The following is a 15437-nucleotide window of genomic DNA, read 5'->3' on the forward strand; positions in this document are numbered from 1 at the left end:
GTAACAAAACAGGGAACCAAACAATGAAGACCATCAGCAAGGCCCTTGCCGGCGCCGCACTCGTCGTCGCCTCAGCCCTCCCCGCGCTCGCGGAGGAATTCCGCCTGGGCCTCATCACGCCGCCGCCGCATATCTGGACCAAGGCCGCCGAAGCCTTTGGCGCCGACCTGGCCGAGGCCAGCGGCGGTGCCCACAGCGTGACGGTGTTCCCGGCGCGCCAGCTCGGCAACGAGGCCGAGATGCTGCAGCAATTGCAGACCGGCGCGCTCGACATGGCCTTCATGACGGTGGCCGAAGTGTCGAACCGCGCGACGGATTTCGGCGCGCTCTACGCCCCCTTCCTGGCCAATGACATCGCCCATGCCGGCCGCATCCTGCGCAGCGACACCGCCAAGGCGATGCTGGCGCAACTGCCGGCGACCGCCGGTGTGGTCGGGACCGGCTATGGCATGGCGGGCCTGCGCCAGATCGTCAGCAGCAAGCCGATCACCTCTGTCGAGGATCTTGCCGGCCTGAAACTGCGGATCACGCCATTCGAGGCGAACCTCGATTTCTACAACGCCATCGGCGCCGCCCCGACCCCGATGCCGCTGCCGGATGTCTACGACGCGCTGGCCAATGGCCAGGTCGATGCCATCGACATGGATTCCGAGCTGATCTGGCTGCTCAAGTACTATGAGTTCTCCGAGACCGTCCTGCAATCCGACCACATGATGTTCCCGATGGTGGGGCTGGTGTCCGGGCGGGTCTGGGCCGGCCTGTCGGAAGAGGACCGCAGCATGATCGGAGAATTGATGGCGCGCCACGTGGACAGCACCATCGACACCTACATCGAGAAAGACCCGATCTGGCTGGAGCAGGTGCGCGACACCGGCCGCACCTATGTCGAGGTGGACGAGGATTTCTTTGCCGATGCCGTCGCCGAATGGAACGGGATCTGGTCCGAGCGCGCACCTTCGCTTGACGCCCTGCGCAAGGTCGCGGCAGAAACCGCCAACTGATCGGTAGAAAACCGGAAAAGGGCGCGCGTGGCTCCACGCGCGCCTTATCATGAGCAGGGAGAGGCCAATTGATCGGACGCATCTCGGCGCATTGGGCGCGTATCGAACTGGCGCTGGCCGCGGTTTGCGCCGTTTCCGTCACCGGGCTGATCCTGCTCAACGTCGTTACCCGCAGCATCGGCGCGGCGCAGTTCTGGGTCGATGAACTGGCGATCTACGCCATGGCCTGGATGACCTTTCTCGGCGCTTCGGCGGGGCTGCATTACGGGCACACTGTCGCCGTCACGGTGCTGACCGACTGGCTCGGGCCGGGTCTGCGCCGGATCGCGGCCAAGCTGGTGGACGGGATCGTCCTTGTCTTTGCGCTGTTCATGGTCTGGTTCTGCTGGCGCTGGTTCCTGCCGCTCGAGCTGGCGCACCACGGCTGGGACACGCAGGCGTTTCAGGGCGCGACATTCAACTTCGTCTACGCGGAACCGACCACGACCCTCGGGGTTCCGAAATTCTGGGTCTGGTTGGTGATGTGGGCCTTTGCGCTGGGCGCCACCCTGCACGCGCTGGCCAATCTTCTGGGCCAGAACCAGACCGCCAAGGGGGACCAAGCGTGACACCAATCACCTTTGCCATCATGCTCATGATCGCGGTTCCGGTGCCGCTGGTGCTTGCGCTGACCGCGATCTGGTACATCTGGGAAAGCGGCAACACGGTCCTTTACGACAGTTTCGCGCAAAAAATGTTCGCCGGGCTGGAAAACTATGGCCTGCTGGCCATTCCGCTGTTCATGCTGACCGGCGAGATGATGAACGAGGGCGGCATGACCCGGCGGCTGATCAACGCCGCGCGGGTGTTCGTCGGCGGGTTCCGGGGCGGGCTGGCCTATATCAACCTGCTGGCCAACATGTTCATGGCCGCGATCATCGGCTCGGCCACGGCGCAGATCTCGGTGATGGCGCGCGCCATGACGCCGGAGATGGAGAAAGAGGGCTATGACGTCGGCTTTGCCGCTGCCACCACGGCCGCCGGCGGGCTGCTGGCGCCGGTGATCCCGCCCTCGATGATGTTCGTGATCTACGGCGTGCTGGCGCAGATCCCGATCGGCGACATGTTTCTGGCGGGCATCCTGCCCGGCCTGCTGATGGCCGCTGCCTTTGGCGGCGTGGTCTTTGTCATCGGGCTGGCCTCGGGGTTTCCCAAGGGCGCCTGGTTCACCAGGAGAGAGGCGTTTTCGGCGCTGCTGTTCTGTCTGCCTGCCGCGCTGATCCCGCTGGCGATCATCGGCGGCATCCTGTTCGGCATCGCCACGCCCACCGAAAGCGCCGCCATCGCCTCGCTCATCGCCTTTCTGGTCGGCTGGTTGATCTATGGCGAGTTGAAGCCCGGATCGCTGTTCTCGATCTTCAAGCGGACGGCGGTGAATGCCTCGATGATCGTGTTCATGATCGCGGCAGCCAACGTGTTCGGGTGGGTGATCATCTACGAGGCGCTGCCGCAGAAGCTCGCCGCGCTGATCACCTCGGTCACCAGCGACCCGTTCCTGTTCCTGCTGATCGTCAACCTGGTCCTGCTGTTCGTCGGCATGTTGATCGACGGGATCGCCGCGGTCATCCTGATCTCGCCGATCCTGCTGCCGATCGCGATGAACGACTATGACATCAGCCCCTATCAGTTCGGCGTGGTGATGTGCCTCAACCTGGTGCTGGGGCTGCTGACGCCGCCGGTCGGTGTCGGGCTGTACATCACCTCCTCGATGAGCGGCGTGCCCTCCGGACGCATCCTGAAATCGCTCTGGCCGTTCCTGCTGGCGGTCGCGGTCATCCTGATCCTGCTCAGCCGGTTCCCCTGGCTCTCGACCGCGCTGATCTGAGGATTTCGGAACCGCTGCGGACCAGGGCAGCCCCCCTATCCCGCCGGATCGGGGTCGATGGATGCGGCGACGTGGCGCCGCCGCATCCTGTATCGCGTCTCAGCCGCGACCGGCCAGCATCGGCAGGGTCATCGAGCTGGCGTAATCCTGGGCCTGCGCCAGGTAGGGATCGTAGCTTTCGCGCACCCGGGCGACGTCTGGATTTGCCTGCGTCAGCTCGTCCTGCACCTGCCCCCAAGCCTCGCGCATCGCCGCGATGATCTCGTCGTTGAACGACCGGAAATCGACCCCGTCGGCGCGCAGCGCGGCCATCGCCTGGGCGTTGTAGAAATCGAACTCCGCGTGGCTTTCCAGCGCGGCGGCATGGGCCGCGTTCTCACAGATGCTCTGCAGATTTGCGGGCAGTTCGTTCCAGGCGTCCTGGTTGAACACGATGGCCAGCCCGGCGCCCGGCTCGGTCAGGGCGGGCAGGTAGCACAGCTTGGTGACCTTCTGCAGGCCGAACGCCTGGTCCAGCATCGGGCCGACCCATTCGGCGGCGTCGATGGCCCCGGATTGCAGCGATTGGAAGATTTCCGGCGGCGGCATCAGCACGGCGTTCACGCCCAGCTTGCGGAACACTTCACCGCCTAGTCCGGCGATGCGCATGTTCAGCCCCTTGAGATCGTCAAGCGTGTTGATCTCGCGCTTGAACCAACCCGCCGACTGGGTGTTGGAGTTGCCGCTGTAGAACGGCTTGAGCCCCCGCTGGGCATAGATGTCGTCCCAGATCTCCTGCCCGCCACCGTATTTCAGCCAGGCAACGTGCTCTGACGAGGTCATGCCAAACGGCACGGCGGTGAACCAGTGCAGCGCCGGGTTCTTGCCGGCGGCGTAGTAGGTCGGGCCGTGCCCCACCGGCGCATTGCCCTGTTGCACCGCATCCTCGACCGCAAAGGGCGGCACCAGCTCGCCACCGCCGAAGACCTTGAAGGTCAGCTGTCCGTCGGACATGGCCGCGACCTTGGCGGCAAAGTTGCGGACGTTGGACCCAACCCCCGGCGCGTTCTTGGGAAAGGCCGTCGGCAGGTTCCATTCGATCTTGCCCTGCGCGATCGCGGGGCTGCTCAGGGTCGTCGCGGCGGCGGCGATCCCCGCCCCCGACGCGAGAAAGGTTCTGCGTTTCATGTGATGTTGTCCTCCTACAAGTAAATCTTATCTTCCGAATACCATTTGCGGTAGCCAGGTTGCCAGTGCCGGGAAGGCAATCAACAGGCCCAGCCCGACAAGTTGCAGCACCACGAAGGGCGCGACTCCGACATAGATGTCCGTGGTGGTGATGTGGCGCGGCGCGGTCGAGCGAAAATAGAACAGGGCGAATCCGAATGGCGGCGTCAGGAAGCTGGTCTGCAGGTTCATCGCCAGCAGCACGCCGAACCAGACCGGAGAGATGTCGCCACCCAGCAGGGCCGGACCCAGAAGCGGCACGACGATATAGATGATCTCGACCGCCTCGAGCACGAAGCCCAGCAGGAACACCACCAGCATGACCGCGGCAAGCGCGCCCCATTCACCGCCCGGCAGGCCCTCCATCGCGGCCATCACGATGTCGTCGCCGCCAAAGCCACGGAACACCAGCGCCAGGAGCGAGGCGGCGACCACGATCCCGAACACCATGCCGGAAATCCGCAGCGTGTCGCCCACCGCGCCCTGCAACAACCGGGCCGACCACAGCCGCCAGGCCGCGACCCCGACGCCGAGCACCAGCAGGACCGCCAGCGCGACAGCAAGACCGCCCAGCCCTGCGCCCTCGCTGCGGGCATCGCTGAACAGCCGCAGCACCATCAGCGCAAAGGCCGCCAGGACACCGGCCAACACCAGCTTGCGTTGCAAACCGGGCAGATCCCCCCGGTAGGCCGCCAGCATCAGGGCACCGATCGCCCCCAAGCCGGCCGCTTCGGTGGTGGTGGCGATGCCTGCGAGGATCGAGCCAAGCACCGCCAGGATGAGCAGGAGCGGCGGGGCAAAGCTGGACAGAACCTCGCGCAGGGCAACCGGCGCGACCACGACCGTCGCGCGCGCGGCGTCGGAGGCCTTGGCCGCCGAACGCAGGCCGACGAAGATATACAGGGCGTACAGGCCCACCAACACCAGGCCGGGCAGCAGCGCCCCGGCAAAGAGGTCGCCCACCGACACCGGATCAGGCGCGAAATTGCCCGCCTTTTGCTGTGCCTCCAGATAGGTGTTGCCGATCTGGTCGCCCAGCAGCACCAGCAGGATCGAGGGCGGAATGATCTGGCCCAGGGTGCCGCTGGCACAGATGATGCCCGTCGCCATCCGCTTGGGCACACCGGCCTCGAGCATCGCGGGCAGGCTGATCAGCACCAGCATCACCACCGTCGCCCCCACGATCCCGGTGGAGGCGGCAATGATCGCGGAAAACACCAGGACCGACAGCGCCATCCCCCGCGTCGATCCGCCCAGCATCCGGCCAAGAACCTCCAGCATGGATTCGGCCAGCCGCGACCGCTCGAGCAGAACCCCCATCAGCACGAAGAGCGGCACCGCCATCAGCAGCGGATTGGACATCGCGCCGTAGACCCGCGCCGGAAAGAAATTGAGAAAGCCCAAGTCAAAGGCGCCCACCAAGGCCCCGATCACCGCCGTCAACAGCGGCACGCCCGCGATCGCCAGCATGGCCGGAATGCCGCTGAGAATACCCGCGAACAGGCCCAGGATCATGCCCGCCAGGAACAGTTCATCGGTGATCATGCCGCGCCCTCTTTCGGGTCGAGCAGCACCGCGATCCCCTGCAGGATCATCAGCACGCCGCTGAGCGGAACGGCGGTCTTGACCAGGAACACCCCGCCCAGCCCGCCAGTTTCGATCGAGCCCTCGCGGATCGACCAACTATAGATCAGATCGGGCATCCATGCCCAGGCCAGCAGACCGAACACCGGCACCAGGAACACCACCAGCGCGACGCTGTCCGCGATCCGCAGATACCCGTCGGGCAGCCGTTCCGACAGGACCTCGACGCGCACGTGCCCCGCCCGGCGCAGGCAATAGGGCAGAGACAGGATCATCAGGATCGCAAAGGCGTAGCCGGCGAGGTTCTGCAACTGGATGAAGCCGGTATCGAACCCGAAGCGCAGGATCACGGTGCCCAGTACCGCGCCGGCCAGAACCACGCAGGCAACGGCACACAGACCGGCGGTGATCCGGTCAAGCACCTGACAAGTCGACAGGAAAATCGCGCGCAATGCTGCCCCCCTCGCTGGCTGTTCGCGTGTGGCCTAGCACCAAGAGGCCCGATTGACCACACTGATCTCCTCATGGGTTGACGTGTCAGGAGCGGGCCATCACCGAACCTGATGCCTGTCATGAGAAACAATGGTTTCTGGCTGGCCCCGCGCACCGCTAGGCTGTTTCGTCAAGGAATGGGAGGACCATCATGCCGAAAGGATCGACCGGATCGCGCCGCGCAGAGGCCAGCGGAACCGCCCGGCGGATTGCCGAAGTGTCGGAACCGTCGCTGCACCGGATTGCCCGGCTGCGACGCCCTCTGCCCCCGCATTGCACCCCTCTTGCCCCGCAGGCCACGTTGAAGGAGATCTTCTCGGCGTCGGAAATCGAGCAGATTTCCATGGCCTGCGCCCTGTTCGACATGGTCAACCGGCTGAGCGACGATCTTGGCCCCGCACCGGAGTCCGAGGTGATCACCCAGATTCCATGGGATGCGGGCGAGGTGCTGTCGGTCGAGGACTTCGGCGATTTCGCCAGCCGCATTGCCGAGCTTGGCGCCACAAACCACGACGCGCCGATCTGAGCGCGCATTCTCCCGTCCCCTAGCTGCGGCCCGTTTCCGGCAACCGCAGGTGGGGGCGGTGCCGGCTGGCCGATTGACTCCCGCAATCGGCCAGCCGACCCGATCCCCGGTTCCGTCAAGGAAAGGATGACGCGGAATGACGCGGAAAACACGGCCCGTGCTCTCGGTCATCGTTCGGCGGTTCCACCCGGACCACGCGGATGACATCGAAACCTCGATCCGCAGCATCCAGCAGGCCTCGGCCGATCAGCCGGGGTTCATCGGCCTGCAAAACAGCATCACCCCCAAACGGGACGATTGCGAGTTGGTGACGGTCATTTCCTTTGACACCCAGGACAACCTTGACCGGTGGGAGACCTCTGCGCTGCGCAAGGCCTTTGTCACCGATCTGGACCGGCTTTCGATGGACGATGCCACCAACAGCCGGTTCCAGGACCTGCGGCTGCTGGCCCACCCCGCCGCGCACATCAGCAAGGCCGAGACCGTCGTCATCCTGATTGCATGGATCCTGCTTCTGGGCACGGCGCTGCGCTATCCGGTTGACCTCGTGCTGCCCGAGGGCACCGGCCCGTTCTGGCGCAGCGTCGTGATGACCACGCTGATCGTCCCGCTGATCAGTTACATGCTGCTGCCCTGGTCCAGCATCGTGCTGACGCGCCTCAAGGCCCGGCTGGACCGCAAATGAAAACGGCGGGCGCGGTCTGCGGCTCACGCCCCGCCAAACCGCTCCATCAGCCAATGCGCCACCGACAGGACCGCGCGATCGTCCCCGTGACGGCCGATCACTTGCACACCCATTGGCCGGTCTTGCGCGTCGCGCAGGATCGGCACGGTGCAGCAGGGAAACCCGAGCAGCGACCAGATCCGGTTGAAGATCGGATCGCCGGTACCGCTTTCGGACGGGGGGGCGACGCCGGTGGTGGCCGGAGTCAGCCAGACGTCCCCTGCCCGCGTCTCATCCATCGCGCGCAGGCGCAGATCGGTCATGTTCAGCCGGTCGGCAAGACGCAGTTCCGGCGGTTGCGCAGCACCGCTCTCGATCTGTTCGCGCAACCCCTGCGACAGCAACTCGGGCGCAATCGCCATCTCGTGGCTCAAGGCTTCGGAGGCTTCTACCGCCATCAGCCGCGCGTGAAGTTCCGGGATGCCCGCCATCGCCTCAACAAACCCCGGTGAGAACGGCGCGCGAGCGAGCGGTGCGGCCTTGCCAAGCTGGTCCTCGAACTCTGCCCAGGCCGCCTGCATCGCCGGCGTCGCGCTCTCCCAGACCGGGCTGCGAAAGATCGACAGCGCCGACAGCTCGGGGGACAGCGGTTGCAGGGCCAGCCCGGTCAGGGCCTCTGCCCCCAGCGCGGCATCGGGCACCGTGCGCGCAAAGACGCCAACGGTATCGAAGCTGCGGGCGAACACGCTGATGCCACCGGTTTCGATCAGGTCGAACGAGGGTTTGAAGCCCACCACGCCGCAAAAGGCGGCCGGACGGATCACCGAGCCCGAGGTCTGTGTTCCCAGCGCCAGCGGCACCATCCCGGCGGCCACCGCCGCCGCCGAGCCCGAGGAGGACCCCCCCGGCGTCGCCCCCGGCACCACCGGGTTGCGGGTGCGCGACGGTTTGTAGCCGGCGAACTCGGTCGTCTCGGTCTTGCCGAGGATCACCGCGCCGGCGCGACGTGCCAGCGCCACCGACCCGGCATCGAAGCCGGCCACGCGATCGCGCCAGATCGGCGAGCCGCTGCGCCACGGCAGATCGCGGACCGCGAAGATGTCCTTGACCCCCATCGCCACGCCATGCAGCGGGCCACGCACCGGCCCGGCGTCGAGCGCCCGGGCGGTTGCCAGCGCGCCCTCGGCATCGAGCTGCACCCAGGCGCCGATCTCATCCTCTCGTTCGGCGCAGCGTTCAAGGCGCGCGCGCGTGGCGGCCTCGGCGGTCATGCGCCCCTCGGCAATCGCCCGGGCGGTTTCAAGCGCGCCCGGCAGATCGTGGTCCTGGTCTTTCATCCTGTCAGCCTTTCCACCGCTCCAACGCCCCACGATAGATCGCCACCGCTTCTTCGAGACGGGCGACCCGGACGTATTCATCCGTCTTGTGCGCCATCTCGGGTTGTCCCGGCCCGAGAACGACCGTCGGCACCCCGTCCAGCGCCGGCGTGAAAATCGAGGCGTCGGTGAAATAGCTCATCGCCATCGGCTCCGTCTCGGCCTGAGAGATCACGGCGCTTTCGCGGGTGATCTCCGCCAGCCAAGGGGTCTCGGGGTCAGTCCAGACCGCGGGCAGGTCGATCAGCGGCTCGACCCCTGCATCCTGCGGCAGGCAGGACCGGATCGCGGCGATCAGCCCGGCATGATCCACCCCGGGAACCGAGCGCAGGTCGAGCGTCACCTCGCAAAGGTCGGGCACCGAGTTGGTGTTCAGCCCGCCCCGGATCGTGCCGATGTTCAGCGTCGGCGCGCCCATCACCGGATGCGCCGCGCCAAGGTCCAGCGCCTCGATCTGCGGCAGCGCCCGTGCCGCCAAGCTTACCGCGTTCACCCCACGCTCCGGCATCGACCCATGCGCCGTCACGCCGTGGAACCGCAGCCGCAGCCACAAGGCGCCCTTGTGCCCGGGCACGGCCCGGTTCGCGGTGGGTTCGGCCACGACCAGCGCACCGACCGGCGGCAGGCCCCCGAGCCCGGCCAAATGCCGCGCCCCGTCGCTGCCGGACTCTTCGCCCGCCGTGATCAACAGCGCGACACCGCCCGGCGGCGGGTCCGCCTGGTCCAGCGCGGCGATCATGAAGGCGGCGACACCCCCCTTCATGTCGGTGCTGCCCCGGCCATACAGCCGCCCGTCCTCGATGACGCCCGCATGGGCCGGATGGCGCCACGCGGCGCCCCCAAGCGGAACCGTGTCGAGATGCCCGGTGAACCCCAACGCCCGCCCGGTGCCGATGCCGCGCGTGGCGACGAGGTTGCAGCGCCCCTCCCCCTGCGGCACCAGCCGGCAGTCGAACCCGCCCGCCGTCAGCAACTCGGCGCAGTATTCCATCGCCGGCTGTTCGTTCCCCGGCGGATTGACCGTGTCGAAGGCGATCAAACGCCGGGTCAGGTCGGTGACGGTCATGTTACCGGGCATCTTGTCGGACCTCATATCAGTCATTGCATCATCCAAAGTAGGCTTCATGCACGGCGGTATCCTGCGACAGCTCTGCCGCCGCGCCCTGCGCCACCAGTTTTCCCCCGGACAGGACATAGCCGTAATCCGAGATCGCCAGCGTCTGCCGCACGTTCTGTTCGACCAGGAACACGGTGATGCCCTGTTCACGGATGTCCTTGATGATGCGGAAGTTCTCCTTGACGTAGAGCGGCGACAGGCCAAGCGAAGGTTCGTCGATCAGCAGGATCTTCGGCCCGCCCATCAAACCGCGTCCGATCGACACCATCGCCTGTTCGCCCCCCGACATCGTCCCGGCCAGTTGGTCGCGCCGTTCGGCCAGGCGGGGAAAGGTGTCAAACACCCGCGCCAGCCGTTGCCGGATCAACGCCTCGTCGGTGACCTGAAAGGCACCGAGACGCAGGTTCTCGGTGACCGTCATCTTGGGGAACATGCGCCGTCCCTCGGGGATCGCCGCGATGCCGCGGGCGACGACCTTGTGCGGCGCGAGGCCGGTGATCTCTTCGCCGTCGAGCAGGATCTGCCCGGTATGCGGCGGGGTCAGCCCGAGGATGGCCCGGATCAGCGTCGATTTCCCGGCGCCGTTCGAACCGAGCAGGCAGGTGATCCTGCCCGGCTCCACCGTGAGCGAGACATCATGCAGCACGTCGGCCTTGTCATAGGCCACGCGCAGCCCGCGAATTTCGATTCCAGCCATCAATCCGCTCCCAGATAGGCGTTCTGCACTTCGGGGTCCGCCGCCACCTCGGCATAGGTTCCCTCGGCGATCTTGCGCCCGTAGCTCAGCACGCAACAGCGATCGGTGATCCGTTCGATCACCCCCATCTCGTGTTCCACGATGATGATCGACAGCCCCTCGCCCCGGGCGCGCACGGCAAGGATGTCGTCCATCAACTGATGCGTCTCGTCATGGGTCATCCCGGCCGAGGGCTCGTCGAGCAACAACAGCCGCGGCCCCGAGATCAGCGCCCGGCAGATCTCGATCCGGCGCCGTTCGATCATCGGCAGGGCGCCCACCGGCTGGTCCATCCGGTCGGCCAGATGGCCCGAGAAGGTGCCCACCAGCTCGCGCGCCAGCCGATAGGAGGTGTCGAGTTGCTTGTTCAACCCGCCGCGCGCGATCAGGTTCGACCACAGCCCCTGGTCCAGCCGCGACGTGTCGCCGATCATGATGTTGTCGTAGATCGACAGAGGCAGGCAGAGCCGCGACCGCTGGAACGTGCGCACGATCCCGGCCTCGTAGACGGTGCGCGCCGGGGCGTTGGTGATCTCCCGCCCCTCGAAGAACACCTGCCCCGAGGTCGCCTTGTAGATCCCGGTCAGCACGTTGAAGCTGGTGGTCTTGCCCGATCCGTTCGGACCAATCAGCCCGAGGATCTCTCCCGACGACAGGGTCATCGAGAAATCGTCAAGCGCCGTCACTCCGCCGAAGCGTTTCACCAGGCTGCGGAATTCCAGAAGAGGTTGGCTCATTTCCCGGCCCTCCGGCTTGCAAAGAAGTTCCGCAACTGTCGCGGCAACAGCCCGTCGGGCCGGAACAGCAGCACCAGGATCACGAGGACCGAGAACAGCAGGAACCGATATTCCTGCAGCAGTTGCAGCTTTTCGGGCAGCAGGATCACGATCGTCGCCGCCACCGCCGCGCCCCAGGGGCTGCCGAGCCCGCCCAGCAGGACGATCGACACCATCAGCAGGCTGTCCGAAAAGGCGAAGGAGGCCGGTGCGATGAACGAGATCATCATGCCGTAAAGCGCGCCGCTCACCCCGAGGATCAGGTTGCCCATCAGAAAGGCGGTGATCTTGGTGCGCTTGATCGAGATGCCGAAACAGGCGGCCGCCGTCTCGTCAAGGCGCACCGCGTCCATGTGCAACCCGATCCAGCTCCGCTCCAACCGGCGCAGCAGGGTAAAGACCAGCGCCGCCAGCACCGCCGCCAGCAGCGCGTAATTGGCATAGAACGACATCTCGAAACCCGCGATGACGGGCGAATTGTTGAAATCCCAGCCGAACAGCCGCATCGGCGCCACCATCAGCCCTTGCGGACCGCCCAAGATCTCGTTCACCTCGAGGAAGGTGCGGAACAACACGCCGAAGGCGATGGTCACAACGGCGGCATAATGCCCCGTCGTGCGCACGATCGGCACCAGCAGCGGGATGCTGAGCACCAGCGCGACAAGTCCGCCCGCGACCAGCGTGAGCAGCGGCGGAAAGGCGGTGACATTGCCCAGAACCGCCGCCGTGTAGGCGCCCGCACCGAAAAAAGCCGCGCCGGCAAAGTTCACCATCCCGGCAAAGCCGAACTGGATGTTCAGCCCCATCGCCGCGACGAAGTAGAGCAGCACCGTCGTCACCATGAGCAGCGCGAAATGCTCCTGCGAGAGCGCCAGGATCAACGCGATCAGCGTCGCAAAGGCCAGCCGGTTCAGCCGGGGTTCGGACCCCGCCCAAGCCTGGTGCACCTGTTTGACCTGGCCGGTCTTGAAACCGATGAGCACCGCCACGAGGGCCAGCACCAGAAGCCCCAGCACCTGCCAAGTCTCCTCGGCCATGATCAGCGCCCAGCCGTAAACGCCGGCGGCCAGGATCACGATCGCACCGGTCCGCCAGGGGCGCGGTCGATCAGTTGAATTGAGGGAAAGATCAGTCATTGCATCACACCCGGTCACTGGAGCGTTCGGGGATCAACCCGGTCGGTTTCCACGCCATCAATGCGATGACGACGGCAAAGGCGAAAACGTCCTTGTAGGCGGACGCAAAGGGCAAGAGGGCAGCCCCGACCGTCTGCAGCCCGGCGAACAGGAAGCCACCGAGGATCGCGCCGTAAAGGTTGCCCAACCCGCCGACGATGGCCGCCGAGAACCCGATCAGCCCCAGGATCAGCCCCATGCCGAAATTGATTTCATTGTAGTAAAGCCCGTTCATGACGCCGGCAAAGGCGGCCACGCCGGAGCCCAGCGCAAAGGTGGCCAGCACCACCAGCGTATAGTTGATGCCCATGATCCGCGCGGTCTCCTCGTCCTGCGCGACGGCCCGGATCGCCAGCCCGAGGCGGGTCCGGTTGATCACCAAGTTCAAGAGCCCGATCAGCCCCAGCCCGGCCAGCACAAGGATCACGCTGTCGGCGCGCAGGGAAAAGTTGCCGATCTCGATCGCGGCATCCGGCAGCAGCGCCGGAAACGCCTTGGGGTTCGAGCCGTTGGGATAGAACAGCCGGACCGCCTCGCGGATCGCGGTGCCCAGCGTGAGGGTGATCAGCAGCGTGTTGAGCTGCGGCGCATTCTTGAGCGGCAGCACCAGCCACTTGGCAATCGCCGCGCCGATCAGCGCGGTGGCGCCAAGGCTGCACAGCAGGATGCCGAGCAGTTGCAGCCACGGATTGCTGACTCCGATGGCCTCGAGCCCCAGCCAGGCGGTGAAACCGATGAAGGTCCCCAACATCAGCACGTCGCCGTGACTGAACTTGATGACGTCGAGCACACCGAAGAACAGCGTGAACCCGACCGCGACCAGCGCGTACATCGTGCCCAGCAAAATGCCGTTCGCCACGTATTGGGCGATCAATCCGAAATCCATCATTCCCTCTTTTCTCGGAAGGCAGGCGCGGCAGGACAGGCCCGCCGCGCCGCAGGTCCAGTGGTGTTACTTGGCCGCCGGCAGCTTGCGCGTGCCCTTGGCATAGTCGCTGTCATCCCAGACGACCCACTTGCCATCCTGAGCGACATAGCCGGTGATCAGCGCCACGGTGTTCTGACCATGATCGTCGAAGGAGATCGGCCCGGTGATCGAGTCATGCCCTTCGACCTTGCCCATGTACTCGACAATCGCCTTGCGGTCGGGGCCGACGGCCTCGACGGCGTCGATCAGCAGGTCCATCGCGGCAAAGGCAAAGGGACCGTAAGCCTCGGGCGGGGTCGAGAACCCGGCCTTTTCGTATTCGCTCAGGAAATACGCGCCACCGGGCAGTTTCTCGGCCGGGGCCCCTTCGAGGAAGGTCAGCGTTCCTTCGGCCAGCTCGGCGCCGAGCCCTTCAAAAAAGGCGTCCGACTTGATCCCCGAAACCCCTTCGAAGACGGCTTGGATGCCCAGCTTGTCCATCTGCTGGCGCACCCGCACGCCGCCGGGGGTCAGGCCGGCATAGACCACGACCTCGGGGGCGAGCGCCTTGATCTGGGTAAGTTCAGCGGTGAAATCCTGTTGGTCCGAGGTGACACCAAAGGCGCCGACAACCTCGGCCCCGTTCTCGGCAAGGTATTTCGACAGGTAGTTGAAGTGCCCCTTGCCGTAATCGGTGGTGTCATGGACGATCGCGAAGCTCTTGTAGCCGAGACCGGTCATCACCTTGGCGGCGGTCTCATTCTGGTTGATCATCGTGCCGTTCACCCGGGTGATCTCGGGGTAATCGTTGCCATAGGTAATGTCCGGCAGCACCGCGCCCCAGATCGTCGCCGGCATGCCAAAGCGGTGATAGACGTCGACCGTCCCCATCGCCACGGCCGAGCAGTAATGCGTCACCGCACCGGCAATCTTGCGGTTGGTCGCCAGCTTGGTCGCGACCTGCACGCCAACATTCGGCTTGCACTCGTCATCCAGCGCGTCGAGTTCGTAGGTATACTTGGTGTCGGGATCGGCGTTGCGCAGCTTGATCGCCAGCTCGGCCGAGTTCCGTCCGCCCAGGCCGACCGAGGAGTTGCCGCCGGTCAGCGGCCCGAGAAAGCCCAGATGGACCGTGGTTTCCGCCTGGGCACCGCTGGCAAGCGCAAGGCCCGCGCAGGCGCTGGCCGCCAGCACGATCCCATGAAATTTGTTTCTCATATTGAATTCCACTCCACTTTCCCTGAGATTGCTTGGGCGACTTGACCCACAATCGTGTCTGTCCCAGAAAGATGAATTTCATTCAATTTTTTCGACAAGTCACAGCGGGAATTTGAATCCAGGTCACGTTTTGGTCAAAAATAAGGCAGAGTCCGGGGGTGTGAGCATGGAAACTGAGCAGGTTGAAGACGTCGAGGCTCTTGCGGCGGACGACTCGCCCCCGCGCACGATGTCGGATCTTGGCCCCCGGCTGCGCCAGGCCCGCAAGGCCCACAAGAAAACGCTGCGTGTTCTTGCCGAGGAAGTGGGCTGCTCGCCGTCGTTGCTGTCGAAGATCGAGAACGAACAGGCCACCCCTTCGCTGCGCACGTTGCACCGGATCCTGGCCGCGCTCGACACCTCGATCGTGCATCTCTTTACCGGGGACACCGCGCATGACGAGATCAGCCTGATGCGCGCCGAGTCCCGCCCCGCGGTCAAGGTCAGCCATACCGGGAACGGCGCGGGGATCCTGCTGGAACGGTTGACCCCGACCTTTCCGGACCTGCTGCTCGACGCAAATATCCACACGCTCGAACCCGGCGCCGAGAGCGGCGGCGACATCCAGCACGCGGGCCAGGAGGTCGGCTATGTGCTGCAAGGACGGGTCGAATTGATCGTCGACGGGAAAAGCCATTTCCTCGGTCAGGGTGACAGCTTTTTTTTCGCCTCCAGCCTGCCGCACCGGTACCGCAATATCGACCCGGACGTCAGCCGGATCCTCTGGGTGGCAACGCCGGCAACCTTCTGAGGCGA

16 protein-coding genes are annotated in these 15437 nt (G+C 65.5%); 6 read left to right on the forward strand and 10 right to left on the reverse strand.

Translation table 11 applies throughout. The annotated features are described in order from the left end of the window. Nucleotides 1-23: 23 nt before the first annotated feature. The 3 genes from ABWV23_RS01860 to ABWV23_RS01870 all read left to right on the forward strand — a co-directional run bounded on the left by ABWV23_RS01860 (nt 24) and on the right by ABWV23_RS01870 (nt 2865). Complete coding sequence (locus ABWV23_RS01860) at nt 24-1001, forward strand: TRAP transporter substrate-binding protein (protein WP_353344332.1); 978 nt, start codon at nt 24-26, stop codon at nt 999-1001. A 68-nt stretch (nt 1002-1069) separates the two neighbouring features. Then, nucleotides 1070-1609, forward strand: a complete 540-nt coding sequence (locus ABWV23_RS01865) for a TRAP transporter small permease (protein ID WP_353344334.1) — start codon at nt 1070-1072, stop codon at nt 1607-1609. Then, nucleotides 1606-2865, forward strand: a complete 1260-nt coding sequence (locus ABWV23_RS01870) for a TRAP transporter large permease (protein WP_353344336.1) — start codon at nt 1606-1608, stop codon at nt 2863-2865. The genes ABWV23_RS01865 and ABWV23_RS01870 overlap by 4 nt, the downstream gene beginning before the upstream one ends. Nucleotides 2866-2964: 99 nt before the next feature. Here the strand turns inward: ABWV23_RS01870 and ABWV23_RS01875 are convergent, their stop codons facing one another. Genes ABWV23_RS01875 through ABWV23_RS01885 form a run of 3 tightly spaced genes read right to left on the reverse strand, consistent with a single transcriptional unit; the run spans nt 2965 to nt 6107 of the window. Continuing rightward, the gene (locus ABWV23_RS01875) at nt 2965-4032 is read right to left on the reverse strand and encodes a TRAP transporter substrate-binding protein (protein ID WP_353344338.1); all 1068 of its coding nucleotides are present in this window, start codon (nt 4030-4032) and stop codon (nt 2965-2967) included. Between the two features lie 27 nt (nt 4033-4059). Beyond that, complete coding sequence (locus ABWV23_RS01880; protein ID WP_353344339.1) at nt 4060-5616, reverse strand: TRAP transporter large permease; 1557 nt, start codon at nt 5614-5616, stop codon at nt 4060-4062. Then, nucleotides 5613-6107: a TRAP transporter small permease subunit gene (locus ABWV23_RS01885; RefSeq protein WP_353344341.1), complete on the reverse strand. Its 495-nt coding sequence runs from the start codon at nt 6105-6107 to the stop codon at nt 5613-5615. Before ABWV23_RS01885 ends, ABWV23_RS01880 begins: the two co-directional genes overlap by 4 nt. A 191-nt stretch (nt 6108-6298) precedes the next feature. Here ABWV23_RS01885 and ABWV23_RS01890 point away from each other — a divergent pair, with 191 nt between their 5' ends. Next, nucleotides 6299-6673, forward strand: a complete 375-nt coding sequence (locus ABWV23_RS01890) for a hypothetical protein (protein ID WP_353344343.1) — start codon at nt 6299-6301, stop codon at nt 6671-6673. Between the two features lie 136 nt (nt 6674-6809). Beyond that, nucleotides 6810-7358, forward strand: a complete 549-nt coding sequence (locus ABWV23_RS01895; protein ID WP_353344345.1) for an antibiotic biosynthesis monooxygenase — start codon at nt 6810-6812, stop codon at nt 7356-7358. A 23-nt stretch (nt 7359-7381) separates the two neighbouring features. Here the strand turns inward: ABWV23_RS01895 and ABWV23_RS01900 are convergent, their stop codons facing one another. From ABWV23_RS01900 to ABWV23_RS01930, 7 genes are all read right to left on the reverse strand, one after another. Next, nucleotides 7382-8674: an amidase gene (locus ABWV23_RS01900; RefSeq protein WP_353344347.1), complete on the reverse strand. Its 1293-nt coding sequence runs from the start codon at nt 8672-8674 to the stop codon at nt 7382-7384. A 4-nt stretch (nt 8675-8678) separates the two neighbouring features. Further along, nucleotides 8679-9815, reverse strand: a complete 1137-nt coding sequence (locus tag ABWV23_RS01905; RefSeq protein WP_353344349.1) for a M20 family metallopeptidase — start codon at nt 9813-9815, stop codon at nt 8679-8681. A 4-nt stretch (nt 9816-9819) separates the two neighbouring features. After that, nucleotides 9820-10527 carry an ABC transporter ATP-binding protein gene (locus tag ABWV23_RS01910; RefSeq protein WP_353344351.1) on the reverse strand — a complete coding sequence of 236 codons (708 nt, stop codon included), beginning with the start codon at nt 10525-10527 and terminating at the stop codon, nt 9820-9822. Beyond that, a complete protein-coding gene (locus ABWV23_RS01915; protein ID WP_353344353.1) occupies nt 10527-11303 on the reverse strand; it encodes an ABC transporter ATP-binding protein in 777 nt (258 codons plus the stop codon). Before ABWV23_RS01915 ends, ABWV23_RS01910 begins: the two co-directional genes overlap by 1 nt. Then, nucleotides 11300-12478: a branched-chain amino acid ABC transporter permease gene (locus tag ABWV23_RS01920; RefSeq protein WP_353344355.1), complete on the reverse strand. Its 1179-nt coding sequence runs from the start codon at nt 12476-12478 to the stop codon at nt 11300-11302. Before ABWV23_RS01920 ends, ABWV23_RS01915 begins: the two co-directional genes overlap by 4 nt. 4 nt (nt 12479-12482) lie before the next feature. Continuing rightward, nucleotides 12483-13403: a branched-chain amino acid ABC transporter permease gene (locus ABWV23_RS01925; protein ID WP_353344357.1), complete on the reverse strand. Its 921-nt coding sequence runs from the start codon at nt 13401-13403 to the stop codon at nt 12483-12485. Nucleotides 13404-13469: 66 nt separating this feature from the next. Beyond that, complete coding sequence (locus ABWV23_RS01930) at nt 13470-14642, reverse strand: branched-chain amino acid ABC transporter substrate-binding protein (RefSeq protein ID WP_353344359.1); 1173 nt, start codon at nt 14640-14642, stop codon at nt 13470-13472. 166 nt (nt 14643-14808) lie between these two features. Here ABWV23_RS01930 and ABWV23_RS01935 point away from each other — a divergent pair, with 166 nt between their 5' ends. Next, complete coding sequence (locus ABWV23_RS01935; protein ID WP_353344361.1) at nt 14809-15432, forward strand: cupin domain-containing protein; 624 nt, start codon at nt 14809-14811, stop codon at nt 15430-15432. The last annotated feature ends 5 nt before the right edge of the window (nt 15433-15437 follow it).

It is taken from the genome of Aquicoccus sp. SU-CL01552, from assembly GCF_040365005.1.
Classification (GTDB): domain Bacteria; phylum Pseudomonadota; class Alphaproteobacteria; order Rhodobacterales; family Rhodobacteraceae; genus Antarcticimicrobium.